47 protein-coding genes are annotated in these 26,097 nt (G+C 50.7%); 40 read left to right on the forward strand and 7 right to left on the reverse strand.

The window, feature by feature from the left end; all coding sequences use genetic code 11:
• From INF86_RS21795 to bfr, 3 genes are all read left to right on the forward strand, one after another.
• On the forward strand, positions 1 to 96 hold a 96-nt coding region (locus tag INF86_RS21795; RefSeq protein WP_072082015.1), incomplete at its 5' end, for an elongation factor Tu.
• Positions 97 to 273: 177 nt separating this feature from the next.
• Positions 274 to 468: a bacterioferritin-associated ferredoxin gene (gene bfd / locus INF86_RS21800; protein WP_003863268.1), complete on the forward strand. Its 195-nt coding sequence runs from the start codon at positions 274 to 276 to the stop codon at positions 466 to 468.
• A gap of 72 nt (positions 469 to 540) precedes the next feature.
• Positions 541 to 1,017 (forward strand): bacterioferritin, encoded by a 477-nt coding sequence (gene bfr, locus INF86_RS21805; RefSeq protein WP_003863270.1) that lies wholly within the window; start codon positions 541 to 543, stop codon positions 1,015 to 1,017.
• Here the strand turns inward: bfr and INF86_RS21810 are convergent.
• Positions 1,001 to 1,474 carry an A24 family peptidase gene (locus tag INF86_RS21810; RefSeq protein WP_048966381.1) on the reverse strand — a complete coding sequence of 158 codons (474 nt, stop codon included), beginning with the start codon at positions 1,472 to 1,474 and terminating at the stop codon, positions 1,001 to 1,003. The two genes, bfr and INF86_RS21810, sit on opposite strands and share 17 nt — an antisense overlap.
• A gap of 380 nt (positions 1,475 to 1,854) precedes the next feature.
• Here INF86_RS21810 and rpsJ point away from each other — a divergent pair, with 380 nt between their 5' ends.
• The 31 genes from rpsJ to INF86_RS21965 all read left to right on the forward strand — a co-directional run bounded on the left by rpsJ (position 1,855) and on the right by INF86_RS21965 (position 16,684).
• A complete protein-coding gene (rpsJ, locus tag INF86_RS21815; RefSeq protein WP_001181005.1) occupies positions 1,855 to 2,166 on the forward strand; it encodes a 30S ribosomal protein S10 in 312 nt (103 codons plus the stop codon).
• Positions 2,167 to 2,198: 32 nt separating this feature from the next.
• Positions 2,199 to 2,828, forward strand: coding sequence for a 50S ribosomal protein L3 (gene rplC / locus INF86_RS21820; RefSeq protein ID WP_006178923.1), 630 nt, complete (start codon positions 2,199 to 2,201; stop codon positions 2,826 to 2,828).
• 10 nt (positions 2,829 to 2,838) lie between these two features.
• Positions 2,839 to 3,444: a 50S ribosomal protein L4 gene (gene rplD / locus INF86_RS21825; RefSeq protein WP_000424395.1), complete on the forward strand. Its 606-nt coding sequence runs from the start codon at positions 2,839 to 2,841 to the stop codon at positions 3,442 to 3,444.
• Positions 3,441 to 3,743 carry a 50S ribosomal protein L23 gene (gene rplW / locus INF86_RS21830; protein WP_000617546.1) on the forward strand — a complete coding sequence of 101 codons (303 nt, stop codon included), beginning with the start codon at positions 3,441 to 3,443 and terminating at the stop codon, positions 3,741 to 3,743. Before rplD ends, rplW begins: the two co-directional genes overlap by 4 nt.
• A gap of 17 nt (positions 3,744 to 3,760) precedes the next feature.
• Positions 3,761 to 4,582, forward strand: coding sequence for a 50S ribosomal protein L2 (gene rplB, locus INF86_RS21835; RefSeq protein ID WP_000301859.1), 822 nt, complete (start codon positions 3,761 to 3,763; stop codon positions 4,580 to 4,582).
• Between the two features lie 16 nt (positions 4,583 to 4,598).
• Positions 4,599 to 4,877 carry a 30S ribosomal protein S19 gene (rpsS, locus tag INF86_RS21840; protein ID WP_001138117.1) on the forward strand — a complete coding sequence of 93 codons (279 nt, stop codon included), beginning with the start codon at positions 4,599 to 4,601 and terminating at the stop codon, positions 4,875 to 4,877.
• Positions 4,878 to 4,891: 14 nt separating this feature from the next.
• Positions 4,892 to 5,224: a 50S ribosomal protein L22 gene (gene rplV / locus INF86_RS21845; RefSeq protein WP_002919773.1), complete on the forward strand. Its 333-nt coding sequence runs from the start codon at positions 4,892 to 4,894 to the stop codon at positions 5,222 to 5,224.
• A 17-nt stretch (positions 5,225 to 5,241) separates the two neighbouring features.
• Positions 5,242 to 5,943, forward strand: coding sequence for a 30S ribosomal protein S3 (rpsC, locus tag INF86_RS21850; RefSeq protein ID WP_000529945.1), 702 nt, complete (start codon positions 5,242 to 5,244; stop codon positions 5,941 to 5,943).
• 12 nt (positions 5,944 to 5,955) lie between these two features.
• Entirely contained in the window at positions 5,956 to 6,366 is a 411-nt protein-coding gene (gene rplP / locus INF86_RS21855; RefSeq protein ID WP_002919759.1) for a 50S ribosomal protein L16, read from the forward strand.
• On the forward strand, positions 6,366 to 6,557 hold the full coding sequence (gene rpmC / locus INF86_RS21860; protein WP_003863282.1) for a 50S ribosomal protein L29: 192 nt from the start codon (positions 6,366 to 6,368) through the stop codon (positions 6,555 to 6,557). The genes rplP and rpmC overlap by 1 nt, the downstream gene beginning before the upstream one ends.
• On the forward strand, positions 6,557 to 6,811 hold the full coding sequence (gene rpsQ, locus INF86_RS21865) for a 30S ribosomal protein S17 (protein ID WP_002438707.1): 255 nt from the start codon (positions 6,557 to 6,559) through the stop codon (positions 6,809 to 6,811). Before rpmC ends, rpsQ begins: the two co-directional genes overlap by 1 nt.
• 166 nt (positions 6,812 to 6,977) lie before the next feature.
• The gene (gene rplN, locus INF86_RS21870; protein WP_002919748.1) at positions 6,978 to 7,349 is read left to right on the forward strand and encodes a 50S ribosomal protein L14; all 372 of its coding nucleotides are present in this window, start codon (positions 6,978 to 6,980) and stop codon (positions 7,347 to 7,349) included.
• A 10-nt stretch (positions 7,350 to 7,359) separates the two neighbouring features.
• Positions 7,360 to 7,674 carry a 50S ribosomal protein L24 gene (gene rplX / locus INF86_RS21875; RefSeq protein ID WP_003863287.1) on the forward strand — a complete coding sequence of 105 codons (315 nt, stop codon included), beginning with the start codon at positions 7,360 to 7,362 and terminating at the stop codon, positions 7,672 to 7,674.
• 14 nt (positions 7,675 to 7,688) lie between these two features.
• Entirely contained in the window at positions 7,689 to 8,228 is a 540-nt protein-coding gene (rplE, locus tag INF86_RS21880) for a 50S ribosomal protein L5 (RefSeq protein WP_022649589.1), read from the forward strand.
• Positions 8,229 to 8,242: 14 nt separating this feature from the next.
• A complete protein-coding gene (rpsN, locus tag INF86_RS21885; RefSeq protein WP_003863291.1) occupies positions 8,243 to 8,548 on the forward strand; it encodes a 30S ribosomal protein S14 in 306 nt (101 codons plus the stop codon).
• 30 nt (positions 8,549 to 8,578) lie between these two features.
• A complete protein-coding gene (gene rpsH, locus INF86_RS21890; RefSeq protein WP_006178918.1) occupies positions 8,579 to 8,971 on the forward strand; it encodes a 30S ribosomal protein S8 in 393 nt (130 codons plus the stop codon).
• 12 nt (positions 8,972 to 8,983) lie between these two features.
• Positions 8,984 to 9,517 carry a 50S ribosomal protein L6 gene (rplF, locus tag INF86_RS21895; protein WP_003863296.1) on the forward strand — a complete coding sequence of 178 codons (534 nt, stop codon included), beginning with the start codon at positions 8,984 to 8,986 and terminating at the stop codon, positions 9,515 to 9,517.
• 9 nt (positions 9,518 to 9,526) lie between these two features.
• Positions 9,527 to 9,880 carry a 50S ribosomal protein L18 gene (gene rplR, locus INF86_RS21900; protein WP_003863297.1) on the forward strand — a complete coding sequence of 118 codons (354 nt, stop codon included), beginning with the start codon at positions 9,527 to 9,529 and terminating at the stop codon, positions 9,878 to 9,880.
• A gap of 14 nt (positions 9,881 to 9,894) precedes the next feature.
• A complete protein-coding gene (gene rpsE / locus INF86_RS21905; RefSeq protein WP_003863299.1) occupies positions 9,895 to 10,395 on the forward strand; it encodes a 30S ribosomal protein S5 in 501 nt (166 codons plus the stop codon).
• 6 nt (positions 10,396 to 10,401) lie between these two features.
• On the forward strand, positions 10,402 to 10,581 hold the full coding sequence (gene rpmD / locus INF86_RS21910) for a 50S ribosomal protein L30 (RefSeq protein WP_003863301.1): 180 nt from the start codon (positions 10,402 to 10,404) through the stop codon (positions 10,579 to 10,581).
• 3 nt (positions 10,582 to 10,584) lie between these two features.
• A complete protein-coding gene (gene rplO / locus INF86_RS21915) occupies positions 10,585 to 11,019 on the forward strand; it encodes a 50S ribosomal protein L15 (RefSeq protein WP_014885468.1) in 435 nt (144 codons plus the stop codon).
• A 7-nt stretch (positions 11,020 to 11,026) separates the two neighbouring features.
• Positions 11,027 to 12,358: a preprotein translocase subunit SecY gene (gene secY / locus INF86_RS21920; protein WP_003863305.1), complete on the forward strand. Its 1,332-nt coding sequence runs from the start codon at positions 11,027 to 11,029 to the stop codon at positions 12,356 to 12,358.
• Positions 12,359 to 12,389: 31 nt separating this feature from the next.
• Positions 12,390 to 12,506: a 50S ribosomal protein L36 gene (gene rpmJ, locus INF86_RS21925; protein WP_000868187.1), complete on the forward strand. Its 117-nt coding sequence runs from the start codon at positions 12,390 to 12,392 to the stop codon at positions 12,504 to 12,506.
• 146 nt (positions 12,507 to 12,652) lie between these two features.
• Complete coding sequence (gene rpsM, locus INF86_RS21930) at positions 12,653 to 13,009, forward strand: 30S ribosomal protein S13 (RefSeq protein ID WP_003863308.1); 357 nt, start codon at positions 12,653 to 12,655, stop codon at positions 13,007 to 13,009.
• A gap of 16 nt (positions 13,010 to 13,025) precedes the next feature.
• A complete protein-coding gene (gene rpsK / locus INF86_RS21935; protein WP_003863312.1) occupies positions 13,026 to 13,415 on the forward strand; it encodes a 30S ribosomal protein S11 in 390 nt (129 codons plus the stop codon).
• Between the two features lie 32 nt (positions 13,416 to 13,447).
• Entirely contained in the window at positions 13,448 to 14,068 is a 621-nt protein-coding gene (gene rpsD / locus INF86_RS21940; RefSeq protein WP_003863314.1) for a 30S ribosomal protein S4, read from the forward strand.
• A 25-nt stretch (positions 14,069 to 14,093) separates the two neighbouring features.
• The gene (gene rpoA, locus INF86_RS21945; RefSeq protein WP_002919219.1) at positions 14,094 to 15,083 is read left to right on the forward strand and encodes a DNA-directed RNA polymerase subunit alpha; all 990 of its coding nucleotides are present in this window, start codon (positions 14,094 to 14,096) and stop codon (positions 15,081 to 15,083) included.
• Positions 15,084 to 15,123: 40 nt separating this feature from the next.
• Positions 15,124 to 15,507: a 50S ribosomal protein L17 gene (rplQ, locus tag INF86_RS21950; RefSeq protein WP_001216368.1), complete on the forward strand. Its 384-nt coding sequence runs from the start codon at positions 15,124 to 15,126 to the stop codon at positions 15,505 to 15,507.
• Between the two features lie 107 nt (positions 15,508 to 15,614).
• On the forward strand, positions 15,615 to 15,983 hold the full coding sequence (locus INF86_RS21955) for a DUF1992 domain-containing protein (protein WP_022649586.1): 369 nt from the start codon (positions 15,615 to 15,617) through the stop codon (positions 15,981 to 15,983).
• A 2-nt stretch (positions 15,984 to 15,985) separates the two neighbouring features.
• Positions 15,986 to 16,411 carry a Zn(2+)-responsive transcriptional regulator gene (gene zntR / locus INF86_RS21960; protein WP_193543924.1) on the forward strand — a complete coding sequence of 142 codons (426 nt, stop codon included), beginning with the start codon at positions 15,986 to 15,988 and terminating at the stop codon, positions 16,409 to 16,411.
• Positions 16,412 to 16,468: 57 nt separating this feature from the next.
• Positions 16,469 to 16,684, forward strand: coding sequence for an alternative ribosome-rescue factor A (locus tag INF86_RS21965; RefSeq protein WP_022649585.1), 216 nt, complete (start codon positions 16,469 to 16,471; stop codon positions 16,682 to 16,684).
• Here the strand turns inward: INF86_RS21965 and mscL are convergent, their stop codons facing one another.
• From mscL to def, 5 genes are all read right to left on the reverse strand, one after another.
• Complete coding sequence (gene mscL, locus INF86_RS21970; protein WP_003863335.1) at positions 16,685 to 17,098, reverse strand: large-conductance mechanosensitive channel protein MscL; 414 nt, start codon at positions 17,096 to 17,098, stop codon at positions 16,685 to 16,687.
• Between the two features lie 146 nt (positions 17,099 to 17,244).
• A complete protein-coding gene (gene trkA, locus INF86_RS21975) occupies positions 17,245 to 18,621 on the reverse strand; it encodes a Trk system potassium transporter TrkA (protein WP_003863337.1) in 1,377 nt (458 codons plus the stop codon).
• 22 nt (positions 18,622 to 18,643) lie between these two features.
• Complete coding sequence (gene rsmB, locus INF86_RS21980; protein ID WP_193543925.1) at positions 18,644 to 19,930, reverse strand: 16S rRNA (cytosine(967)-C(5))-methyltransferase RsmB; 1,287 nt, start codon at positions 19,928 to 19,930, stop codon at positions 18,644 to 18,646.
• A gap of 52 nt (positions 19,931 to 19,982) precedes the next feature.
• Positions 19,983 to 20,930 carry a methionyl-tRNA formyltransferase gene (gene fmt, locus INF86_RS21985; protein ID WP_023298756.1) on the reverse strand — a complete coding sequence of 316 codons (948 nt, stop codon included), beginning with the start codon at positions 20,928 to 20,930 and terminating at the stop codon, positions 19,983 to 19,985.
• A gap of 23 nt (positions 20,931 to 20,953) precedes the next feature.
• Positions 20,954 to 21,463, reverse strand: a complete 510-nt coding sequence (gene def / locus INF86_RS21990) for a peptide deformylase (RefSeq protein ID WP_006812188.1) — start codon at positions 21,461 to 21,463, stop codon at positions 20,954 to 20,956.
• Between the two features lie 127 nt (positions 21,464 to 21,590).
• Here def and dprA point away from each other — a divergent pair, with 127 nt between their 5' ends.
• The 6 genes from dprA to INF86_RS22020 are packed head-to-tail and all read left to right on the forward strand — an operon-like array spanning position 21,591 to position 25,374.
• A complete protein-coding gene (gene dprA, locus INF86_RS21995; RefSeq protein WP_045309191.1) occupies positions 21,591 to 22,715 on the forward strand; it encodes a DNA-protecting protein DprA in 1,125 nt (374 codons plus the stop codon).
• Positions 22,687 to 23,160, forward strand: a complete 474-nt coding sequence (smg, locus tag INF86_RS22000) for a DUF494 family protein Smg (RefSeq protein ID WP_000460665.1) — start codon at positions 22,687 to 22,689, stop codon at positions 23,158 to 23,160. Before dprA ends, smg begins: the two co-directional genes overlap by 29 nt.
• Positions 23,161 to 23,186: 26 nt before the next feature.
• Complete coding sequence (locus tag INF86_RS22005; protein WP_023298754.1) at positions 23,187 to 23,741, forward strand: type I DNA topoisomerase; 555 nt, start codon at positions 23,187 to 23,189, stop codon at positions 23,739 to 23,741.
• Positions 23,734 to 24,306, forward strand: a complete 573-nt coding sequence (tsaC, locus tag INF86_RS22010) for an L-threonylcarbamoyladenylate synthase type 1 TsaC (protein ID WP_022649580.1) — start codon at positions 23,734 to 23,736, stop codon at positions 24,304 to 24,306. The genes INF86_RS22005 and tsaC overlap by 8 nt, the downstream gene beginning before the upstream one ends.
• A 4-nt stretch (positions 24,307 to 24,310) precedes the next feature.
• Positions 24,311 to 25,129, forward strand: a complete 819-nt coding sequence (gene aroE / locus INF86_RS22015) for a shikimate dehydrogenase (protein WP_023307090.1) — start codon at positions 24,311 to 24,313, stop codon at positions 25,127 to 25,129.
• Positions 25,126 to 25,374, forward strand: a complete 249-nt coding sequence (locus INF86_RS22020) for a DUF1488 domain-containing protein (RefSeq protein ID WP_022649578.1) — start codon at positions 25,126 to 25,128, stop codon at positions 25,372 to 25,374. Before aroE ends, INF86_RS22020 begins: the two co-directional genes overlap by 4 nt.
• Here INF86_RS22020 and INF86_RS22025 read toward each other — a convergent pair.
• Entirely contained in the window at positions 25,350 to 25,904 is a 555-nt protein-coding gene (locus INF86_RS22025; RefSeq protein ID WP_023298752.1) for a gamma carbonic anhydrase family protein, read from the reverse strand. The genes INF86_RS22020 and INF86_RS22025 overlap by 25 nt on opposite strands.
• Between the last annotated feature and the right edge of the window lie 193 nt (positions 25,905 to 26,097).

Below are 26,097 nucleotides of genomic sequence, written 5' to 3' on the forward strand. Positions count from 1 at the left end.
ATCCACCCAATCGCGATGGATGACGGTCTGCGTTTCGCAATCCGTGAAGGCGGCCGTACCGTTGGCGCGGGCGTTGTTGCTAAAGTTCTGGGCTAATTAATTATCCCTGAAATAAAAAGGACGCTTCGGCGTCCTTTTTTGTTTTCTGCCGTTGGGCATTGTCATAAAAATTCGCATTTTTTGCTTTCTCCCGCCACGTATTCCGACGCCCGTGCTATTGTAATCATAACCATTCTCACTTACACTTTGCGCATATTTTGAACGGGAGTCTTTATGTACGTTTGTTTATGTAATGGTGTAAGCGACAAAAAAATTCGTCAGGCCGTTCGCCAGTTTCAACCACAATCTTTCCAGCAGCTTCGTAAGTTTGTTCCGGTGGGAAATCAATGCGGTAAATGCGTTCGCGCAGCGCGTGAGATCATGCAGGACGAACTGATGCAGATCCCGGAATTCAAAGAGATCGCGTAAGCCTCCATCTTTTTTTTGACATCCCCGTAGCCCGATCTACGCTTCAATGAGTGGAAGCGGAGGGACTATATAATGAAAGGTGATGTTAAAATCATAAGTTATCTCAATAAATTATTGGGAAATGAGCTTGTCGCAATCAATCAGTATTTTCTCCATGCAAGAATGTTCAAAAACTGGGGACTGACTCGCCTCAACGATGTTGAATACCATGAGTCCATTGATGAAATGAAACACGCCGATAAATATATTGAGCGTATTTTATTCCTCGAAGGCATTCCTAACCTACAGGATCTCGGAAAACTGGGCATCGGAGAAGATGTTGAAGAGATGCTGCGTTCTGATCTCCGGCTAGAGCTGGAGGGTGCAAAAGACCTGCGTGAAGCCATTGCCTATGCGGACAGCGTACATGACTACGTCAGCCGGGATATGATGATCCAGATCCTGGCCGATGAAGAAGGGCACATCGACTGGCTTGAGACCGAACTGGATCTCATTAGCAAAATTGGCCTACAGAACTACCTTCAGTCTCAGATCAAAGTGGAAAGTTAATCAGGCTTTCCCAGCCAACGCATAAACCCGCTGCCGCCAGAAATGGCCCAAAAGGCAGTGGGTTTTTTAATGCCTGCTTATCAGGGTTGAACAACGAGAAACCAACCAGATACAGCAGAGCCATTAACGCGGCCACTAATGCCAGTACTGGCAGTACACACCAGCCATGCCATGCTCCCAGCGCCGCAAGATATTTTATGTCGCCATACCCCATCCCTTCACGTCGGCAGATGAGTCGATATCCCCAATAGATAACGGCGAATCCGGCGTATCCTGCCGTCGCACCCACTACCGCGCTCGGCAAAAAATCAGGATGAAGACAAAGCTGGTAGAGCAGGCCCGTCCATAGCAGCGGGCAAAGGAATTTATCGGGAAGCAGCCCCGTGCGAATATCGGTGCGTACAAGCAAGGCCGATAACGCAAAATAGATCAGCAGAAAGGGGAGGGACATTAGCATAGCGAGAGCCTCAAAATGGTTTGAGCGCATACTCGTAATAATCTGCATGCCCGGCAATGTGTAAAAACACCAATTGCGCAGCGGCTTCAGACAAAGAGTTGAGAAGGGATACTTTGCATAAAAAATTGCGAGGCCTTACGCAGAGTACGACTTTGGCGCTTAATTTCTAAACGGCACTTGCGTCTTTCGCTGATTTACGTATAATGCGCGGGCTTGTCGTAATTGACGGCGGGTTCAATCTGAACCAGAGTAGCTCACTTTGTTACTCAACAATGCTCCCAATTGGGGAGCTACGTAAGAACGGTTACACTCTCCCATCAATCGTAATGGGTTTGAGGAGTAATCATTTTCGTTTATAAAATAATTGGAGCTCTGGTCTCATGCAGAACCAAAGAATCCGTATCCGCCTTAAAGCGTTTGATCATCGTCTGATCGATCAATCAACCGCGGAAATCGTCGAGACTGCTAAGCGCACTGGTGCGCAAGTCCGTGGTCCGATCCCGCTGCCGACCCGCAAAGAGCGCTTTACCGTTCTGATCTCTCCGCACGTTAACAAAGATGCGCGTGATCAGTACGAGATCCGCACTCACAAGCGTCTGGTTGACATCGTTGAGCCAACTGAGAAAACCGTTGATGCTCTGATGCGTCTGGATCTGGCTGCCGGTGTAGACGTGCAGATCAGCCTGGGTTAATCAGGTCATCGAGCGATTGAGAGGTTGATACAATGATTGGTTTAGTCGGTAAAAAAGTGGGCATGACCCGCATCTTCACTGAAGATGGCGTTTCAATCCCAGTAACCGTAATCGAAGTTGAAGCAAACCGCGTTACCCAGGTTAAAGATCTGGCTAACGATGGCTACCGCGCTGTTCAGGTGACCACTGGTGCTAAAAAAGCTAACCGTGTAACCAAACCAGAAGCGGGTCACTTCGCTAAAGCTGGCGTAGAAGCTGGCCGTGGTCTGTGGGAATTCCGTCTTGCTGAAGGCGAAGAGTTCACCGTAGGTCAGGACATTAGCGTTGAGCTGTTTGCTGACGTTAAAAAAGTTGACGTAACCGGTACCTCTAAAGGTAAAGGTTTTGCTGGTACCGTTAAGCGCTGGAACTTCCGTACCCAGGACGCTACTCACGGTAACTCCTTGTCTCACCGCGTTCCGGGTTCTATCGGTCAGAACCAGACTCCGGGCAAAGTGTTCAAAGGCAAGAAAATGGCAGGTCAGCTGGGCAACGAACGTGTAACCGTTCAGAGCCTGGACGTAGTACGTGTTGACGCTGAGCGCAACCTGCTGCTGGTTAAAGGTGCGGTCCCGGGTGCAACCGGTAGCGACCTGATCGTTAAACCAGCTGTGAAGGCGTAAGGGGATAGCAATGGAATTAGTATTGAAAGACGCGCAGAGCGCGCTGACTGTTTCCGAAACTACCTTCGGTCGTGATTTCAACGAAGCGCTGGTTCACCAGGTTGTTGTTGCTTATGCAGCTGGTGCTCGTCAGGGTACTCGTGCTCAGAAGACTCGTGCTGAAGTAACTGGTTCAGGCAAAAAGCCATGGCGCCAGAAAGGTACCGGCCGTGCGCGTTCAGGTTCTATCAAGAGCCCGATCTGGCGTTCAGGTGGCGTGACCTTCGCTGCGCGTCCACAGGACCACAGTCAAAAAGTTAACAAAAAGATGTACCGCGGCGCGCTGAAAAGCATCCTGTCCGAACTGGTACGTCAGGATCGTCTGATCGTTGTCGAGAAGTTCTCTGTTGAAGCGCCTAAAACTAAGCTGCTGGCACAGAAACTGAAAGACATGGCTCTGGAAGATGTGCTGATCATCACCGGTGAGCTGGACGAGAACCTGTTCCTGGCCGCGCGTAACCTGCACAAGGTTGACGTACGCGACGCGACTGGTATCGACCCGGTTAGCCTGATCGCCTTCGACAAAGTCGTAATGACTGCTGATGCTGTTAAGCAAGTTGAGGAGATGCTGGCATGATTCGTGAAGAACGTCTGCTGAAGGTGCTGCGCGCACCGCACGTTTCTGAAAAAGCGTCTACTGCGATGGAAAAAACAAACACCATCGTTCTCAAAGTTGCTAAAGACGCGACCAAAGCAGAGATCAAAGCTGCTGTGCAGAAACTGTTTGAAGTCGAAGTCGAAGTCGTTAACACCCTGGTAGTTAAAGGGAAAGTTAAACGTCACGGACAGCGTATCGGTCGTCGTAGCGACTGGAAAAAAGCTTACGTCACCCTGAAAGAAGGCCAGAACCTGGACTTCGTTGGCGGCGCTGAGTAAGTCGGAGGAGTAATACAATGGCAGTTGTTAAATGTAAACCGACATCTCCGGGTCGTCGCCACGTAGTTAAAGTGGTTAACCCTGAGCTGCACAAGGGCAAACCTTTTGCTCCGTTGCTGGAAAAAAACAGCAAATCCGGTGGTCGTAACAACAATGGCCGTATCACCACTCGTCACATCGGTGGTGGCCACAAGCAGGCTTATCGTATTGTTGACTTCAAACGCAACAAAGACGGTATCCCAGCAGTTGTTGAGCGTCTTGAGTACGATCCGAACCGTTCCGCGAACATCGCGCTGGTTCTGTACAAAGATGGCGAACGCCGTTACATCCTGGCCCCTAAAGGCCTGAAAGCTGGCGACCAGATTCAGTCTGGCGTTGATGCTGCAATCAAAGCAGGCAACACCCTGCCGATGCGCAATATCCCGGTTGGTTCTACCGTTCATAACGTAGAAATGAAACCAGGTAAAGGCGGTCAGCTGGCGCGTTCCGCGGGTACTTACGTTCAGATCGTTGCGCGTGACGGTGCTTATGTCACCCTGCGTCTGCGTTCTGGTGAAATGCGTAAAGTCGAAGCAGACTGCCGCGCTACTCTGGGCGAAGTTGGCAATGCTGAGCATATGCTGCGCGTTCTGGGTAAAGCTGGTGCTGCACGCTGGCGTGGTGTTCGTCCTACCGTTCGCGGTACTGCGATGAACCCAGTCGATCACCCACATGGTGGTGGTGAAGGTCGTAACTTTGGTAAGCACCCGGTAACTCCGTGGGGCGTTCAGACCAAAGGTAAGAAGACCCGCAGCAACAAGCGTACTGATAAATTTATCGTACGTCGCCGTAGCAAATAATTTTAGAGGATAAGCCATGCCACGTTCTCTCAAGAAAGGTCCTTTTATTGACCTGCACTTGCTGAAGAAGGTAGAGAAAGCGGTGGAAAGCGGAGACAAGAAGCCCCTGCGCACTTGGTCCCGTCGTTCAACGATCTTTCCTAACATGATCGGTTTGACCATCGCTGTCCATAATGGTCGTCAGCACGTTCCAGTCTTTGTTACCGACGAAATGGTTGGTCACAAACTGGGTGAATTCGCACCGACTCGTACTTATCGCGGCCACGCTGCTGATAAAAAAGCGAAGAAGAAATAAGGTAGGAGGAAGAGATGGAAACTTTAGCTCAACATCGCCATGCTCGTTCTTCTGCACAGAAGGTTCGCCTTGTTGCTGACCTGATTCGCGGTAAGAAAGTGTCGCAGGCCCTGGACATCCTGACCTATACCAACAAGAAAGCTGCGGTATTGGTCAAGAAAGTACTGGAATCTGCCATTGCTAACGCTGAACACAACGATGGCGCTGACATCGACGATCTGAAAGTCGCGAAAATTTTCGTAGATGAAGGCCCAAGCATGAAGCGCATTATGCCGCGTGCGAAAGGTCGTGCAGATCGCATCCTGAAGCGCACCAGCCACATTACTGTGGTTGTGTCCGATCGCTGAGACTCTGGAGACTAGCAATGGGTCAGAAAGTACATCCTAATGGTATTCGCCTGGGTATTGTAAAACCATGGAACTCTACCTGGTTTGCGAACACCAAAGAATTCGCTGACAACCTGGACAGCGATTTTAAAGTACGTCAGTACCTGACTAAGGAACTGGCTAAAGCGTCTGTATCTCGTATCGTTATCGAGCGTCCAGCTAAGAGCATCCGTGTGACTATTCACACTGCTCGCCCTGGTATCGTTATCGGTAAGAAAGGCGAAGACGTAGAAAAACTGCGCAAGGTCGTAGCGGATATCGCTGGCGTTCCTGCACAGATCAATATCGCTGAAGTTCGTAAGCCTGAACTGGACGCTAAATTGGTTGCTGACAGCATCACTTCTCAGCTGGAACGTCGTGTTATGTTCCGTCGTGCTATGAAGCGTGCTGTACAGAACGCAATGCGTCTGGGCGCTAAGGGTATCAAAGTTGAAGTTAGCGGCCGTCTGGGCGGCGCGGAAATCGCACGTACCGAATGGTACCGCGAAGGTCGCGTACCGCTGCACACTCTGCGTGCTGACATCGACTACAACACCTCTGAAGCGCACACCACTTACGGTGTAATCGGCGTTAAGGTATGGATCTTCAAAGGTGAGATCCTGGGTGGTATGGCTGCTGTTGAACAACCGGAAAAACCGGCTGCTCAACCTAAAAAGCAGCAGCGTAAAGGCCGTAAATAAGGAGCGTCGCTGATGTTACAACCAAAGCGTACAAAATTCCGTAAAGTGCACAAAGGCCGCAACCGTGGTCTGGCGCAGGGTACGGATGTTAGCTTCGGCACTTTCGGTCTGAAAGCTGTTGGCCGTGGTCGTCTGACTGCACGTCAGATCGAAGCAGCACGTCGTGCAATGACCCGTGCAGTTAAGCGTCAAGGTAAGATCTGGATCCGTGTATTCCCGGACAAACCGATCACCGAGAAGCCACTGGAAGTTCGTATGGGTAAAGGTAAAGGTAACGTGGAGTACTGGGTTGCCTTGATCCAACCGGGCAAAGTCCTTTATGAAATGGACGGTGTTCCGGAAGAGCTGGCCCGTGAAGCCTTCGGCCTGGCAGCAGCGAAACTGCCTATCAAAACCACCTTTGTAACTAAGACGGTGATGTAATGAAAGCAAAAGAGCTGCGTGAAAAAAGCGTTGAAGAGCTGAACGCTGAGCTGCTGAACCTGCTGCGTGAGCAGTTCAACCTGCGTATGCAGGCTGCAAGTGGCCAGCTGCAACAGACTCACCTGCTGAAGCAAGTGCGTCGCAATGTTGCGCGCGTTAAGACTTTACTGACTCAGAAGGCGGGTGCGTAATGACCGATAAAATCCGTACTCTGCAAGGTCGTGTTGTTAGCGATAAAATGGAGAAATCCATTGTTGTAGCTATCGAACGTTTTGTGAAACACCCGATCTACGGTAAATTCATCAAGCGTACGACCAAACTGCACGTACATGACGAGAACAACGAATGTGGTATCGGCGACAAGGTTGAAATCCGTGAATGCCGTCCACTGTCCAAGACTAAGTCCTGGACGCTGGTTCGCGTTGTAGAGAAAGCGGTTCTGTAATAGAGTACGCATTCTCAATACGAATAAACGGCTCAGCAATGAGCCGTTTATTTTTTCTACCCATATTGCAGAAGCGGTGTTATAATGCCGCGCCCTCGATATGGGGCTTTTTAACGGCTCTGATTTTAGAGTCTCAGGTAGTAGTTGACATTAGCGGAGCACTAAAATGATCCAAGAACAGACTATGCTGAACGTCGCCGACAACTCCGGTGCACGTCGCGTAATGTGTATCAAGGTTCTGGGTGGCTCGCACCGTCGCTACGCAGGCGTAGGCGACATCATCAAGATCACCATCAAGGAAGCAATTCCACGTGGTAAGGTCAAAAAAGGTGATGTGCTGAAGGCGGTAGTGGTGCGCACCAAGAAGGGTGTTCGTCGCCCTGACGGTTCTGTCATTCGCTTCGATGGTAATGCATGCGTTATTTTAAACAATAACAGCGAGCAGCCTATCGGCACGCGTATCTTTGGGCCGGTAACTCGTGAACTTCGTACTGAGAAGTTCATGAAAATTATCTCTCTGGCACCAGAAGTACTCTAAGGAGCGAATCATGGCAGCGAAAATCCGTCGTGATGACGAAGTTATCGTGTTAACCGGTAAAGATAAAGGTAAACGCGGTAAAGTAAAAAATGTTCTGTCTTCCGGCAAACTCGTCGTTGAAGGTATCAACCTGGTTAAGAAACATCAGAAGCCGGTTCCGGCCCTGAACCAACCAGGCGGCATCGTTGAAAAAGAAGCTGCTATTCAGGTTTCTAACGTTGCAATCTTCAATGCGGCTACCGGTAAGGCTGACCGTGTAGGCTTTAGATTCGAAGACGGCAAAAAAGTCCGTTTCTTCAAGTCTAACAGCGAAACTATCAAGTAATTTGGAGTAGTACGATGGCGAAACTGCATGATTACTACAAAGACGAAGTAGTTAACAAACTCATGACTGAGTTTAGCTACAATTCTGTCATGCAAGTCCCTCGGGTCGAGAAGATCACCCTGAACATGGGTGTTGGTGAAGCGATCGCTGACAAGAAACTGCTGGATAACGCAGCAGCTGACCTGACAGCAATCTCCGGTCAAAAACCGCTGATCACCAAAGCACGCAAATCTGTTGCAGGCTTCAAAATCCGTCAGGGCTATCCGATCGGCTGTAAAGTAACTCTGCGTGGCGAACGCATGTGGGAGTTCCTTGAGCGCCTGATCACTATTGCTGTTCCACGTATCCGTGACTTCCGTGGCTTGTCCGCTAAGTCTTTCGACGGTCGTGGTAACTACAGCATGGGTGTCCGTGAGCAGATCATCTTCCCAGAAATCGACTACGATAAAGTCGACCGCGTGCGTGGTTTGGATATTACCATTACCACTACTGCGAAATCTGATGAAGAAGGCCGTGCTCTGCTGGCTGCCTTTGACTTCCCGTTCCGCAAGTAAGGTAGGGTTACTGAATGGCTAAGCAATCAATGAAAGCACGCGAAGTAAAGCGCGTAGCTTTAGCTGATAAATTCTTCGCTAAACGCGCTGAACTGAAAGCGATCATTTCTGATGTGAACGCTTCCGACGAAGATCGTTGGAATGCGGTTCTCAAGCTGCAGTCTCTGCCGCGTGATTCCAGCCCGTCTCGTCAGCGTAACCGCTGTCGTCAAACAGGTCGTCCACATGGTTATGTGGGCAAGTTTGGGTTGAGCCGTATCAAACTGCGTGAAGCCGCCATGCGCGGTGAAGTACCAGGCTTGAAAAAGGCTAGCTGGTAATTACCAATTGAATCACGGGAGTAAAGACAGATGAGCATGCAAGATCCGATCGCGGATATGCTGACCCGTATCCGTAACGGTCAGGCCGCGAACAAAGTTGCGGTCACCATGCCTTCCGCCAAGCTGAAAGTGGCAATTGCCAACGTGCTGAAGGAAGAAGGTTTTATCGAAGATTTTAAAGTTGAAGGCGACACCAAGCCGGAACTGGAACTTACTCTCAAGTATTTCCAGGGTAAAGCTGTTGTAGAAAGCATTCAGCGTGTCAGCCGCCCAGGCCTGCGCATCTATAAGAAAAAAGATGAGCTGCCAAAAGTAATGGCTGGTCTTGGTATCGCAGTTGTTTCTACCTCTAAAGGTGTTATGACTGATCGTGCAGCGCGCCAGGCTGGTCTTGGTGGCGAAATTATCTGCTACGTAGCCTAATCGGAGGAAAGAATGTCTCGTGTTGCTAAAGCACCGGTCGTTATTCCTGCCGGCGTTGATGTCAAAATCGACGGTCAGGTTATTACGATCAAAGGTAAAAACGGCGAGCTGACTCGTACCCTCAACAAAGCTGTTGAAGTTAAACATGCAGATAACGCTCTGACCTTCGGTCCACGTGATGGTTTCGTGGATGGATGGGCTCAGGCTGGTACCGCGCGTGCCCTGCTGAACTCAATGGTTGTTGGTGTTACCGAAGGCTTCACTAAAAAGCTTCAGCTGGTTGGTGTAGGTTATCGTGCAGCTATCAAAGGGAATGCAGTAGGCCTGTCTCTGGGCTTCTCACACCCTGTTGAGCATCCGCTGCCGGCCGGAATCACTGCAGAATGCCCGACTCAGACTGAAATCGTGCTGAAAGGCGCTGATAAACAGCTGATCGGTCAGGTTGCAGCAGATCTGCGCGCCTACCGTCGTCCTGAGCCTTATAAAGGCAAGGGTGTTCGTTACGCCGACGAAGTCGTGCGTACCAAAGAGGCTAAGAAGAAGTAAGGTAACACTATGGATAAGAAATCTGCTCGTATCCGTCGTGCGACCCGCGCACGCCGCAAGCTCAAAGAGCTGGGTGCAACTCGCCTGGTGGTACATCGTACCCCGCGTCATATTTACGCACAGGTAATTGCACCGAACGGTTCTGAAGTTCTGGTAGCTGCTTCTACTGTAGAAAAAGCTATCTCAGAACAATTGAAGTATACCGGTAACAAAGACGCCGCTGCAGCTGTAGGTAAAGCTGTTGCAGAACGCGCTCTGGAAAAAGGCATCAGCAATGTTTCCTTTGACCGTTCCGGGTTCCAATATCATGGTCGTGTCCAGGCACTGGCAGATGCTGCCCGTGAAGCTGGCCTTCAGTTCTAAGGTAGAGGTGTAAGATGGCTCACATCGAAAAACAGGCTGGCGAACTGCAGGAAAAGCTGATCGCGGTAAACCGCGTATCTAAAACCGTTAAAGGTGGTCGTATTTTCTCCTTCACAGCTCTGACTGTAGTGGGTGATGGTAACGGTCGCGTTGGTTTTGGTTACGGTAAAGCGCGTGAAGTTCCAGCAGCGATCCAGAAAGCGATGGAAAAAGCCCGTCGCAATATGATTAACGTCGCGCTGAACAACGGTACCCTGCAACACCCAGTTAAAGGTGTTCACACGGGTTCTCGTGTATTCATGCAGCCAGCTTCCGAAGGTACCGGTATCATCGCCGGTGGTGCAATGCGCGCCGTTCTGGAAGTTGCTGGAGTTCATAACGTTCTGGCTAAAGCATATGGTTCCACCAACCCGATCAACGTGGTTCGTGCAACTATTGATGGCCTGGAAAATATGAATTCTCCAGAAATGGTCGCTGCCAAGCGTGGTAAATCCGTTGAAGAAATTCTGGGGTAATTGACCATGGCAAAGACTATTAAAATCACTCAAACCCGCAGTGCAATCGGTCGTCTGCCGAAACACAAGGCAACGCTGCTTGGCCTGGGTCTGCGTCGTATTGGTCATACCGTTGAGCGCGAGGATACTCCTGCTGTTCGTGGTATGGTCAACGCGGTTTACTTCATGGTTAAAGTTGAGGAGTAAGAGATGCGTTTAAATACTCTGTCTCCGGCCGAAGGCTCTAAAAAGGCGGGTAAACGCCTGGGTCGTGGTATCGGTTCTGGCCTCGGCAAAACCGGTGGTCGTGGTCACAAAGGTCAGAACTCTCGTTCTGGCGGTGGCGTACGTCGCGGTTTCGAGGGTGGCCAGATGCCACTGTACCGTCGTCTGCCGAAGTTCGGCTTCACCTCTCGCAAAGCAGCGATTACAGCGGAAATCCGTCTGTCTGACCTGGCGAAAGTTGAAGGCGGCGTTGTAGACCTGAATACGCTGAAAGCGGCTAACATTATCGGCATCCAGATCGAGTTCGCGAAAGTGATCCTGTCTGGTGAAGTTTCTACTCCGGTAACTGTTCGTGGCCTGCGTGTTACTAAAGGTGCTCGTGCTGCTATCGAAGCTGCTGGCGGTAAAATTGAGGAATAAGTAGCAGATGGCTAAGCAACCGGGATTAGATTTTCAAAGTGCCAAAGGTGGATTTGGCGAGCTGAAACGCAGACTGCTGTTTGTAATCGGCGCGCTGATTGTGTTCCGTATTGGCTCTTTTATTCCGATCCCTGGTATTGATGCCGCTGTACTTGCCAAACTGCTTGAGCAACAGCGAGGCACCATCATTGAAATGTTCAACATGTTCTCTGGTGGTGCTCTCAGCCGTGCTTCTATTTTCGCACTGGGTATTATGCCGTACATTTCGGCATCGATTATTATCCAGCTGCTGACGGTCGTTCATCCGGCCCTGGCAGAGTTGAAGAAAGAAGGGGAGTCTGGACGTCGTAAGATTAGCCAGTACACCCGTTACGGCACTCTGGTGCTGGCAATATTCCAGTCGATCGGTATTGCTACCGGTCTTCCGAATATGCCTGGTATGCAGGGCCTGGTATTAAACCCAGGCTTTGCATTCTATTTCACCGCTGTTGTAAGTCTGGTCACAGGGACCATGTTCCTGATGTGGCTCGGCGAACAGATTACTGAACGAGGTATCGGTAACGGTATCTCAATCATTATCTTCGCCGGTATCGTTGCGGGTCTCCCGCCGGCCATCGCCCATACTATCGAGCAAGCGCGTCAAGGCGACCTGCACTTCCTCCTGTTGCTGTTGGTTGCAGTATTAGTATTTGCAGTGACGTTCTTTGTTGTCTTCGTTGAACGTGGTCAACGCCGCATTGTGGTGAACTACGCTAAACGTCAGCAGGGTCGTCGTGTCTATGCTGCACAGAGCACACATTTACCGCTGAAAGTGAATATGGCGGGGGTTATCCCGGCTATCTTCGCTTCCAGTATTATTCTGTTCCCGGCAACCATCGCGTCATGGTTCGGGGGCGGTACTGGTTGGAACTGGCTGACAACAATTTCGCTGTATTTGCAGCCTGGGCAACCACTTTATGTGTTACTCTATGCGTCTGCGATCATCTTCTTCTGTTTCTTCTACACGGCGTTGGTCTTCAACCCGCGTGAAACAGCAGATAACCTGAAGAAGTCCGGTGCATTTGTACCAGGAATTCGTCCGGGAGAGCAAACGGCGAAGTATATCGATAAAGTAATGACTCGCCTGACTTTGGTTGGTGCGCTTTATATTACTTTTATCTGCCTGATCCCGGAGTTCATGCGTGATGCAATGAAAGTACCGTTCTACTTCGGTGGGACCTCACTGCTTATCGTTGTTGTCGTGATTATGGACTTTATGGCTCAAGTGCAAACTCTGATGATGTCCAGTCAGTATGAGTCTGCATTGAAGAAGGCGAACCTGAAAGGCTACGGCCGCTAAATGGTCGTCTGAGAAGTTACGGAGAGTAAAAATGAAAGTTCGTGCTTCCGTCAAGAAATTATGCCGTAACTGCAAAATCGTTAAGCGTGATGGTGTCATCCGTGTGATTTGCAGTGCCGAGCCGAAGCATAAACAGCGCCAAGGCTGATTATTTCGCATATTTTTCTTGCAAAGTTGGGTTGAGCTGGCTAGATTAGCCAGCCAATCTTTTGTATGTCTGTACGTTTCCATTTGAGTATCCTGAAAACGGGCTTTTCAGCATGGTGCGTACATATTAAATAGTAGGAGTGCATAGTGGCCCGTATAGCAGGCATTAACATTCCTGATCAGAAACATGCTGTGATCGCATTAACTTCGATCTACGGCGTCGGCAAGACCCGTTCCAAAGCCATTCTGGCTGCAGCGGGTATCGCTGAAGATGTTAAGATCAGTGAGCTGTCTGAAGAACAAATCGACACGCTGCGTGACGAAGTTGCCAAATTTGTCGTTGAAGGTGATCTGCGCCGTGAAATCAGCATGAGCATCAAGCGCCTGATGGATCTTGGTTGCTATCGCGGTTTGCGTCATCGTCGTGGTCTGCCAGTGCGCGGTCAGCGTACTAAGACCAACGCACGTACCCGTAAGGGTCCGCGCAAACCGATCAAGAAATAATCGGGGTGATTGAATAATGGCAAAGGCACCAGTTCGTGCACGTAAACGTGTAAGAAAACAAGTCTCTGACGGCGTGGCTCATATCCATGCTTCTTTCAACAACACCATCGTTACTATTACTGATCGTCAGGGTAACGCATTGGGTTGGGCAACAGCCGGTGGTTCCGGTTTCCGTGGTTCTCGCAAATCCACTCCGTTCGCAGCTCAGGTTGCAGCAGAGCGTTGCGCTGAAGCCGTAAAAGAATACGGCATCAAGAATCTGGAAGTTATGGTTAAAGGTCCGGGTCCGGGTCGTGAATCTACTGTTCGCGCTCTGAACGCCGCTGGTTTCCGCATCACGAATATTACTGATGTGACTCCGATCCCTCATAACGGTTGTCGTCCGCCGAAAAAACGTCGCGTATAACGCTCGTTTTTTAGGTTAGTTGGAGATAGAAAATGGCAAGATATTTGGGTCCTAAGCTCAAGCTGAGCCGTCGTGAGGGCACCGACTTATTCCTTAAGTCTGGCGTTCGCGCGATCGATACCAAGTGTAAAATTGAACAAGCTCCTGGCCAGCACGGTGCGCGTAAACCGCGTCTGTCTGACTATGGTGTGCAGTTGCGTGAAAAGCAAAAAGTTCGCCGTATCTACGGTGTGCTGGAGCGTCAGTTCCGTAACTACTATAAAGAAGCAGCACGTCTGAAAGGCAACACAGGTGAAAACCTGCTGGCTCTGCTGGAAGGTCGTCTGGACAACGTTGTATACCGTATGGGCTTCGGCGCGACTCGTGCTGAATCACGCCAGTTGGTTAGCCATAAAGCAATCATGGTAAACGGTCGTGTTGTTAACATCGCTTCTTATCAGGTTAAAGCGAATGACGTTGTTAGCATTCGTGAGAAAGCGAAAAAGCAATCTCGCGTGAAAGCCGCTCTGGAGCTGGCTGAGCAGCGTGAAAAGCCAACCTGGCTGGAAGTTGATGCTGGCAAGATGGAAGGTACGTTCAAGCGTCAGCCTGAGCGTTCTGATCTGTCTGCGGACATTAACGAACACCTGATCGTCGAGCTTTACTCCAAGTAAAGCTTAGTACCAAAGAGAGGACACAATGCAGGGTTCTGTGACAGAGTTTCTAAAACCGCGCCTGGTAGATATCGAGCAAGTGAGTTCGACGCACGCCAAGGTGACCCTTGAGCCTTTAGAGCGTGGCTTTGGCCATACTCTGGGTAACGCACTGCGCCGTATTCTGCTCTCATCGATGCCGGGTTGCGCGGTGACCGAGGTTGAGATTGATGGTGTACTTCATGAGTACAGCACCAAAGAAGGCGTTCAGGAAGATATCCTTGAAATCCTGCTCAACCTGAAAGGGCTGGCGGTGAGAGTTCAGGGTAAAGATGAAGTTATTCTTACTCTGAATAAATCTGGCATTGGCCCTGTGACTGCAGCCGACATCACCCACGACGGTGATGTTGAAATCGTCAAGCCGCAGCACGTGATCTGCCACCTGACCGATGAGAACGCAGCTATTAGCATGCGTATCAAAGTTCAGCGCGGTCGTGGTTATGTGCCGGCTTCTGCCCGAATTCATTCGGAAGAAGATGAGCGCCCAATCGGCCGTCTGCTGGTCGACGCATGCTACAGCCCTGTAGAGCGTATTGCCTACAATGTTGAAGCAGCGCGTGTAGAACAGCGTACCGACCTGGACAAGCTGGTCATCGAAATGGAAACCAATGGCACAATCGATCCTGAAGAGGCGATTCGTCGTGCGGCAACCATCCTGGCAGAACAACTGGAAGCTTTCGTTGACTTACGTGATGTACGTCAGCCGGAAGTGAAAGAAGAGAAACCAGAATTCGATCCGATCCTGCTGCGCCCTGTTGACGATCTGGAATTGACTGTCCGCTCTGCTAACTGCCTCAAGGCAGAAGCTATCCACTATATCGGTGATCTGGTACAGCGTACCGAGGTTGAGTTGCTGAAAACGCCGAACCTGGGTAAAAAATCTCTTACCGAGATTAAAGACGTGCTGGCTTCACGTGGTCTGTCTCTGGGCATGCGCCTGGAAAACTGGCCACCGGCAAGCATTGCTGACGAGTAACCGGATCACAGGTTAAGGTTTTACTGAGAAGGATAAGGTCATGCGCCATCGTAAGAGTGGTCGTCAACTGAACCGCAACAGCAGCCATCGCCAGGCTATGTTCCGCAACATGGCAGGTTCACTGGTTCGTCATGAAATCATCAAGACGACCCTGCCTAAAGCGAAAGAGCTGCGTCGCGTAGTTGAGCCGCTGATTACTCTTGCCAAGACTGACAGCGTTGCTAATCGTCGTCTGGCATTCGCCCGTACTCGTGATAACGAGATCGTGGCAAAACTGTTTAACGAACTGGGCCCGCGTTTCGCGAGCCGTGCCGGTGGTTACACTCGCATTCTGAAGTGTGGCTTCCGTGCAGGCGACAATGCGCCGATGGCATACATCGAGCTGGTTGATCGTTCAGAGAAAGCAGAAGCTGCTGCAGAGTAATCTGTAGTAACGTAAAAAAACCCGCCTCGGCGGGTTTTTTTATATGCGCAGAATCTCCACTTATCTACAATGTCTGTATCTTTTCTGCTCATCCCCTGGAGTTCATTATGTGGTTGCTCGATCAGTGGGCTGAACGCCATATTAGCGATGCCCAAAACAAAGGCGAGTTTGAAAATCTCCCCGGTAGCGGTGAGCCACTGGTGCTGGACGATGATTCACACATTCCCCCTGAATTACGAGCCGGTTATCGCTTACTGAAAAACGCAGGTTGTTTACCCCCTGAACTTCAGCAACGCAATGAAGCCGTCGAGCTTGCCGATCTGCTTAAAGGCATTCATAAGAATGACCCGCGGTACTCCGAAATCAGCCGTCGATTAGCGCTCATCGAAATAAAACTGCGCCAGACGGGAATGAATACTGACTTTTTGCATGGTGAGTACAGTGAAAGGTTAATGCAAAAAATAAACGAGGAGTAGCCATGTACCGCATAGGTGAACTTGCGAAGCTTGCTAACGTAACGCCGGATACTATCCGCTACTACGAAAAGCAGCAGATGATCGATCATGAGGTCAGAACAGAAGGTGGATTTCGCCTTTATACGGATAACGACCTGCAACGCCTTCGTTTTATCCGCTATGCCCGGCAACTCGGCTTCACGCTGGAGTCGATCCGTGAACTGCTGTCGATCCGTATCGATCCTGAACATCATACGTGTCAGGAATCTAAAAGCATCGTTCAGGCCCGGCTGGATGAAGTTGAAGGACGAATTCAGGAGCTGCAGGCCATGCAACGATCTCTACAAAGGCTGAATGACGCGTGCTGCGGTACTGCTCACAGCAGTGTTTATTGCTCAATACTGGAAGCCCTTGAACAGGGCGCCAGTAGTGAAACTCTGGGTTGTTGATTTTTTATCAGCCACGGACTAGACTCCCGCCGACATTAACTATGCTCAGGAGAAATGATGAGCCGCTATCAGCATACTAAGGGACAAATTAAGGATAACGCCATTGAGGCATTGCTTCACGACCCGCTTTTTAGACAGCGTGTTGAGAAGAACAAGAAGGGAAAAGGGAGTTATTTGCGTAAAGGTAAACATGCACAACGTGGTAACTGGGAGGCCAGTGGCAAGCAAGCTAATCGCTTTTTTACCACTGGCCTTTCTGTTTCTCTCGCCTGATTAAACGCGGTTATTCTGCTCTTTTAACAGATCGCGAATTTCAGTCAGTAAGACTTCTTCTTTAGTTGGTGCTGGCGGGGCAGCAGCCGGTTCTTCTTTTTTACGGTTAAGTCTGTTGATAAGTTTGATCGCCATGAAAATGGCAAATGCCACGATCACGAAATCAAATACGTTCTGAATGAATACGCCGTAGTGCATTACAACCGCAGGGATATCGCCCTGAGCTTCCCGAAGGGTGAAGGCGAATTGTTTGAAATCAATGCCTCCAATCAACAGTCCTAACGGCGGCATAATAATGTCGGCGACTAATGATGAAACGATCTTACCGAACGCCGCACCAATAATGACACCCACAGCCAAATCCACCACATTCCCGCGCATCGCAAATTCGCGAAATTCTTTAATAAAACTCATTATGTTCTCCTTGTGCCAGCTGACGCCTATAAGTTTAACAAATGATTAGCTAATTGCCATTGGGGATAAATAATCGTTATGAAAAATAAAAGGCATGAAAATTAGAAGGTTAATATTTGGGTGCCCTCGTCTGAGCACCCAAATCATTACAGGAAGAACGGGCTTGGCTGGAATAAACGCTCGACGTCGGTAATAAATTTTTTATCGGTCAGGAACATAATAACGTGGTCACCCTGCTCAATACGTAAATTATCATTGGCGATCATCACATCATTACCTCGCACTACTGCGCCGATAATGGTGCCTGGTGGAAGTTTAATTTCATCGATTGCGCGACCAACAACGCGTGACGTCGTTTCATCCCCGTGAGCGACGGCTTCAATGGCTTCAGCAACACCACGACGAAGAGATGACACGCCGACAATATCCGCTTTACGCACATGGCTTAGCAGGGCAGAGATGGTGGCTTGCTGGGGTGAAATAGCAATATCAATTACGCTACCCTGTACCAGATCGACATAAGCCTTACGCTGGATAAGCACCATAACTTTTTTCGCCCCCATACGTTTAGCGAGCATGGCGGACATAATATTCGCTTCGTCGTCGTTGGTGACGGCAATAAAAAGATCAACCTGATCGATATGCTCTTCGGCCAGCAATTCCTGATCCGAAGCATCGCCATAAAACACGATGGTATTCTGAAGTTTTTCAGCCAGCTCTGACGCGCGTTGTTGATCCCGTTCGATCAGCTTCACGCTGTAGTCTTTTTCCAGCCGTCTCGCCAGACCTGCGCCAATATTACCGCCGCCAACCAGCATAATACGTTTATACGGTTTTTCGAGACGCTGTAGTTCACTCATCACCGCACGGATATGCTGAGAAGCCGCAATAAAGAAGACTTCATCCCCGGCTTCTACAATGGTGGAACCTTGCGGACGAATAGGTCTGTCGTGACGGAAAATCGCCGCAACACGCGTATCGATATGTGGCATATGCTCGCGCATTGTCGACAGGGCATTACCAATCAGCGGGCCCCCGTAATAAGCCTTCACGACCGCCAGGCTTACTTTCCCTTCAGCAAAGTTCACAACCTGCAACGCGCCCGGGTACTCAATCAGACGATAAATACTGTCGATAACCAGCTGTTCAGGCGCAATAAGATGGTCGATAGGTACTGCTTCGGAATTAAACAGCTTTTCCGCATCCCGGACATAGTCCGGGGAGCGAATGCGGGCGATGCGGTTTGGGGTGTTGAAAAGCGAGTAGGCCACCTGACATGCAACCATGTTGGTTTCATCAGAACTGGTTACTGCAACCAGCATGTCGGCATCGTCCGCGCCCGCTTCCCGAAGCACACGTGGATGAGAGCCGTGCCCCTGAACAACGCGGAGGTCGAACTTGTCCTGCAAAACGCGCAGGCGATCGCCATTGGTATCCACAATGGTGATATCGTTGTTTTCGCCCACGAGATTTTCCGCCAGCGTTCCGCCAACTTGCCCTGCGCCCAGAATGATAATTTTCATCTTTCGTGACCTGTTCTCAACATCACTCTTTGATTAGCTTAGCGTAAAAGAAGCCATCACCCTCTTCTGCGCCCGGCAGGTTTTGCAGACCCGGGTGCTCAGGCGTTCCCGTATCGTGCAGCGTAGCGTCCGGGGTGCGTTTCAGGAAAGCCGCAATTTGCTGACTGTTCTCTTCCGGGAGAACAGAGCAGGTTGCATACACCAGGGTTCCGCCGGGTTTGAGATGCGGCCAGATGGCATCCAGAATTTCGGATTGCAACTGGGCAAGCTCCTTGATATCACGATCGCGACGCAGCCATTTGATATCGGGATGACGACGAATCACGCCGGTTGCTGAGCAGGGGGCGTCCAGCAAAATGCGATCGAACCGGGTATCACCACACCAGTCAGCGGGTTTGCGTCCATCGCCTTGCTTAACCTGTGCTTTCATACCCAGACGCTTAAGGTTGTCATAGACGCGTGAAAGGCGCTGCTCATCAACATCCACGGCCATCACGCTGGCCTGCGGCGCCACTTCCAGGATGTGCGTTGTTTTCCCCCCTGGCGCCGCACAGAGATCGAGGATCTGCTCCCCGTCTTTCGGCTCAAGCCAGGTCATGCAGCCCTGAGCAGATGCGTCCTGTACCGTTACCCAGCCCTCTTCAAAACCGGGTAATGCATGTACCGGTGCAGGGGAGGCTAAACGAACCGCATCAGGATAAGCAGCGTGTGTGAAGCCGCTCATTCCGGCCTCTTCCAGCAGGGCCAGCCATGCGTCGCGTGTATGATGGTTACGATTGACGCGTAACCACATCGGCGGACGTTGATTATTGGCATCCACAATGTCTTGCCATTGCTGTGGGTAGGCTTTTTTAAGGCGATTCAGCAGCCATTCAGGGTGAAGGAAGCGCGCTTCGCTTTGCGCAAATTCTGCCAGCAGTTCGTCCTGCTGACGCAGGAACTGACGCAGCACGCCGTTGATCAATCCTTTTAGTTGAGGACGTTTAATCGCAACGGCACCCTCCACTGTCTCGGCCAGCGCAGCATGAGGTGGAATGCGGGTATGAAGAAGCTGGTAGAAACCGACCATGATCAAATAATGCACGGTACGCTGCTTGCCGCTCATCGGGCGTGACATCAGCTTGTTAATCAACCACTCAAGCTGAGAGAGGGTGCGCAGCACGCCAAAGCACAGCTCCTGAAGCAGGGCTTTGTCTTTATCGGAAACCTTTTGTTGCAGTGGAGGCAGGACATTACTCAGTGACTGGCCCTGCTCGATAACCTGCTCAACGGCCTGAGCCGCCATAGTGCGTAGATTTTGTCTTTTCATAACCGTAAAAATAAAAATGCCCGGAAACACCGGGCCTTAAGAATAAATTTGTTCAGGCAAGGCGATTGCCAGGGATGAACCATTCACGACGAGAATTTAATAGATCCTGCGCGCTCATTGCCTTTTTACCGGCCGGTTGCAGCGATTCAAGATTCAGTATCCCTTCTCCGGTCGCAACCTGGATACCGTTTTTGCTGGCGTCGATAATCGTACCGGGCTCTGCCGATGCATTGCCGTTAATAACTGAAGCTTTCCAGACTTTCACTGGCTGCTCATCAATCATCAACCAGCTCATCGGCCATGGATTAAAGGCGCGGATGCAGCGTTCGAGTTGAGCTGCTGACAGGGACCAGTCGATCCGGGCTTCTTCTTTACTCAGTTTCTCAGCATAGGTCACCTGGGCCTCATCCTGCACTTCAGGTGTCGCTGTATTGTCAGCAAGCTGTTGCAGCGTCTCAATCAGCCCCTGCGGGCCGAGATCCGCCAGCTTGTCATACAGCGTGGCGCTGGTATCTTCTGCGGTGATGGGACACGCCAGTTTATACAGCATGTCGCCCGTGTCTAAACCTACGTCCATCTTCATGATTGTCACGCCAGTTTCAGCATCGCCTGCCCACAGAGCACGCTGAATAGGAGCTGCACCACGCCAGCGTGGGAGCAAAGAACCATGAACGTTCACACAGCCCAGGCGGGGCATATCGAGTACCGCTTTCGGCAGAATGAGGCCGTAAGCCACAACTACCATCACGTCCGCGTTCAGGTCTGCCACTAACTTCTGGTTTTCCTCAGGTCGTAATGACGCAGGCTGGAAAACCGGTAAACCATGTGTTTCTGCCAGTACCTTAACCGGGCCAGGCATCAGTTTTTTACCGCGGCCAGCCGGACGGTCCGGCTGAGTAAATACGCCAACAATCTGATGGCCAGACGTTAACAGCGCGTCGAGATGACGCGCTGCAAAATCAGGGGTACCCGCGAAGATTATACGTAGTGATGTAGACACGTTATTCCTTGTATCCGGGGGCGTTAAGCGCGAGAACGCAAACGATCCAGTTTCTCAACTTTCTGACGAATACGCTGTTGCTTCAGAGGTGAGAGGTAATCGATAAACAGTTTACCGACCAGGTGATCCATCTCATGCTGAATGCAAATCGCCAGCAGATCGTCGGCTTCCAGCTCAAACGGATTGCCGTCACGATCCAGTGCGCGGATTTTAACTTTTTCGGCACGTGGCACCAAAGCGCGCTGTTCAGGGATAGACAGACAGCCTTCCTCAATACCTGTTTCGCCGCTTTTTTCCAGCAGCTCAGGGTTGATCAGCACCAGGCGCTCATCACGATTTTCAGAAACGTCGATCACAATAATACGTTTGTGAATGTCTACCTGGGTCGCGGCAAGGCCAATGCCTTCTTCAGCGTACATGGTATCGAACATATCATCGACGATACGCTGAATTTCTGCATTCACTTCTTTAACCGGTTCCGCGACGATGCGAAGGCGCTCGTCAGGAATATGTAACACTTGCAAAACTGCCATAAATTTCCAGAGTCGTGTTCAGGAGTTGATAAGAATATTACTTCTATTCTAGACAAATCCCCGGTCGATTGACAGCATCAGTGACCAATCGCAAAGATTGCTGAGGCTGCTTATGGCAGGGAAAAGGATGACGTCCACAGAGGTATGGTTACGGCTTATAAACATCGGGTCGTTATACGGTGATGCGATGCTGGAGATTGCGCAGAGGCTGCTTCGCCAGGCAACCGTCGATGCTGAAGCTGTCAACGCGTCAGGGCTTTCGCCCAAACATGCCGTAAAGTTTTTTTCGTTCAGCGAGAGTGAGCTTGAACGTAGTCTGGAATGGCTGGAACACGCCGACAACCACCTTCTCACGGCGGATGATCCTCGCTTCCCGCCATTGTTGCGTTCTATCCCTGATTTTCCCGGGGCGCTATTTGTGAGAGGCCGCGTTGACGTGCTTAATAGCATGCAGCTTGCGGTTGTGGGCAGCCGTGCGCCCTCGTGGTATGGCGAGCGTTGGGGGAAAATGCTGAGCGAACAGCTGTCCCAATGTGGCTTTACGATCACCAGTGGTCTGGCTTGCGGCATCGACGGTGTAGCACATCATGCGGCGTTGTCTGCAAAAGGGCGAAGTGTCGCCGTGCTTGGCAATGGTCTTTTTAGTCTCTATCCGCGTCGTCATCACATTCTGGCTGAGCAACTTATCGCTTCAGAGGGGACAATAGTGTCTGAGTTTTCACTCTCAACACCGCCCAGACCGGGTAACTTTCCACGGCGTAACCGGATCATTAGTGGGTTAAGCCAGGGCGTGCTGGTGGTCGAAGCTGCGATTCGGAGTGGATCGCTGGTTACCGCAAGGTGCGCACTGGAGCAGGGGCGTGAAGTTTTTGCGCTGCCCGGCCCGTTGGGGAACCCCGGCTGCGAAGGCCCTCACTGGCTGATAAAACAGGGGGCGACGCTGGTGACCTGCAAAGAAGATATCCTTGAAAATTTGCAGTATGGACTGCATTGGTTGCAGGATGATCTCCAAAAGCGACATATTTCATCGGATCAGGAGGCAGTAGCATTGCCATTTCCCAAGCTCCTGGCTAACGTAGGAGATGAGGTAACACCTGTTGACGTTGTCGCTGAACGTGCCGGCCAACCTGTGCCAGTAACGGTAGCACAGCTACTCGAACTGGAGTTAGCAGGGTGGATCGCAGCTGTACCCGGCGGCTATGTCCGATTAAGGAGGGCATGCCATGTTCGACGTACTGATGTATTTGTTTGAGACTTACATCCACAACGAAGCAGAAATGCAGGTGGATCAGGACAAATTAACACGGGATCTGACCGACGCAGGTTTTGAGCGGGAAGATATATATAATGCGTTGATGTGGCTGGATAAGTTGGCTGATTATCAGGACGGCCTCGCCGAACCGATGCAGCTTGCTTCTGACCCATTGTCTGTGCGCATCTATACAGCTGAAGAGTGTGAAAGGCTGGATGCCAGCTGCCGGGGATTCATTTTATTCCTCGAGCAGATTCAGGTGCTAAACCTCGAAACGAGAGAGATGGTGATAGAGCGCGTCATGGCGCTGGATACTGCTGAGTTTGAACTGGAAGATCTGAAATGGGTGATCCTGATGGTTCTGTTCAACATTCCAGGCTGTGAAAATGCCTATCAGCAAATGGAAGAATTACTCTTTGAAGTGAATGAAGGTATGCTGCATTAATTCTATGTGCAGCAACAAGAGTTGTTATGGCCAAATCAGCACTCTTCACGGTGCATAAAAACGAGCCCTGCCCACAGTGCGGGGCAGAACTTGTTATTCGGTCCGGGAAACACGGTCCGTTTCTCGGTTGTTCACACTATCCGGAATGTGATTATGTCCGTCCCCTGAAAAGCCAGGCGGATGGACATATCGTCAAAATTCTGGAGGGACAGCTTTGTCCTCTCTGTGGCGGTGAACTGGCGCTGCGGCAGGGGCGGTTCGGGATGTTTATCGGATGCAGCCGCTACCCGGAGTGTGAACATACGGAACAAATTGATAAGCCAGATGAAACGGCAATTGCCTGCCCTCAGTGCCAGCGTGGCCAATTGGTGCAGCGGCGCTCTCGTTATGGCAAGACCTTCCATTCGTGCGATCGCTATCCTGAATGCCAGTTCGTCATCAATTTCAAACCAGTAGCGGGCGTCTGCTCTCATTGCGATTATCCGTTACTTATAGAGAAGAAAACCGCGCAAGGCTTGAAACGCTTTTGCGCCAGTAAACAATGTGGAAAGCCGGTTTCGGCGGATCAAATCAGTGAATAATAACCTGCCATCAGGCTCCATCGCGCAGGCGGTGGAAATCCTGAAAAAAGAAGAAGTCATCGCCTATCCAACAGAAGCCGTTTTCGGGGTCGGGTGTGATCCTGACAGCGAAGTCGCCGTTAACCGTCTGCTGGCGCTAAAACAGCGGCCTGTCGAAAAAGGATTGATTTTGATCGCTGCGAACTACGAGCAGCTTAAGCCTTATATTGATGATTCCATGCTGACACCTGCACAGCGGGAAACCATTTTCTCTGCGTGGCCTGGTCCCGTGACGTTTGTTTTTCCTGCACAGCCGACAACGCCGCGCTGGTTAACCGGGCGTTTCGATTCACTCGCGGTACGTGTCACCGACCATCCGCTGGTGGTGGAGTTATGCCAGGCATTTGGTAAACCTCTGGTTTCAACCAGCGCCAACCTGACCGGGCTTCCCCCTTGTCGGACAACCGAAGAAGTTCTGGCGCAGTTCGGGAATGATTTCCCTGTTGCCGTGGGTGAAACCGGTGGTCGTCTTAACCCGTCAGAAATTCGCGATGCCTTGACCGGCGAACGTTTTCGCCAGGGATAATGTGATGGAAACCTATGCTGTTTTTGGTAACCCGATCGCGCACAGCAAGTCGCCTCTGATCCATCGGCTGTTTGCGGAGCAATTGCATATAGATCATCCATATGGTCGGGTTCTTGCGCCTGTTGATGCATTTATACCGACGCTGAATAGCTTTTTTGATGCGGGTGGTAAAGGTGCGAACGTCACGGTGCCTTTTAAAGAAGAGGCTTTCGGGCGCGCGGATGAACTGACCGAACGTGCATCGCTCGCTGGCGCCGTCAATACTCTTAAGCGGCTTGAAGATGGTCGCCTTCTGGGCGATAACACCGATGGGATTGGTTTACTCAGCGATCTGGAGCGATTGTCGTTTATTAAACCAGGCTTTCGGATCCTGCTGATCGGCGCGGGTGGCGCCTCGCGCGGCGTATTGCTTCCTCTTCTTTCGCTGGATTGTGCGGTGACAATCACCAACCGTACTTTCTCCAGAGCAGAAGAGCTGGCGGCGTTGTTCGCACACACAGGTAGCGTAGCTGCGGTAGCACCTGACGATCTCGCGCGTCACGAATTTGATCTTGTGATTAATGCCACCTCAAGCGGTATTAATGGAGAGATCCCGGCGATTCCTGCATCCCTGATTCATTCCCACATCTACGCCTATGACATGTTTTATCAAAAAGGGAAAACGCCCTTTCTGACCTGGTGCGAACAACAGGGGGCAAAACACGTGGCTGATGGTCTGGGAATGCTGGTGGGGCAGGCGGCTCATGCGGTGCTACTCTGGCATGGCCTGTTACCCGCTGTAGAACCGGTGATTGAAAAGCTCAAACAGGAACTGACGGCGTGAATCAGGCGATTCATTTTCCCGACAGAGAAATCTGGGATGAAAACAAGCAAGCGGTTTGTTTCCCGGTGCTGGTGCATGGTATGCAGCTTACCTGTGCGATTAAAGGGGAAACGTTGCTTCAGCGCTTTGGGGGGGCAGATCCGTTAGCGGTCTTTTGCGAAAATCGCTGGGACCTGGAAGAGGATGCCAGCGATTTGATCCGCGATCAGCAGGAAGACGATCAGGGTTGGATCTGGTTATCCTGATCCAGATAGTCATTTTTCCATTTAACGTAATTGTTCGCTGAGTATTTCAATCCTTCGATCTCCGTCTCTTTTAGGGGGCGGATCTGTTTAACCGGGCTGCCTAAATAGAGATACCCACTTTCAAGACGCTTGTTTTGCGGAACAAGACTCCCTGCGCCAATCATTACGTCATCTTCTACAATGACGCCATCCAGCAAAATCGATCCCATCCCAACGAGAACCCTGTTACCGATCGTGCAGCCGTGGAGCATCACTTTATGGCCGACGGTAACATCTTCCCCAATAATGAGCGGGTTGCCCTCAGGGTTATAAGATGACTTATGAGTCACATGCAACACGCTGCCGTCCTGAATATTGGTGCGTGCACCGATTGCAACGTAGTTAACATCGCCCCGGATCGCGACAAGTGGCCAGATGCTGACATCATCGGCCATGCGAACATCACCAATGACCACGCTGCTGGCATCGATCATCACGCGATCGCCTTTTTGGGGGAACAGATCTTTATAAGGACGTAATACTGCAAACATATCTACCTCGATACAGATGAGCGTTATTAAAGAAGACTTTGATCGTATTCCTGGAGCGAGGCAAGGCAAAATGCGTCAATTTTTAAGCGGATCGGGTGGGTTTTCAGCGAAAAGCACGGAAAATCATCAGTTGGAAAAAAAGATCTAAAAAATACTTGTGCTAAAAACTGGGATCCCTATAATGCGCCTCCAT

This window comes from Enterobacter cloacae complex sp. I1M (assembly GCF_014982425.1).
In the GTDB taxonomy this organism is placed as follows: domain Bacteria; phylum Pseudomonadota; class Gammaproteobacteria; order Enterobacterales; family Enterobacteriaceae; genus Enterobacter; species Enterobacter intestinihominis.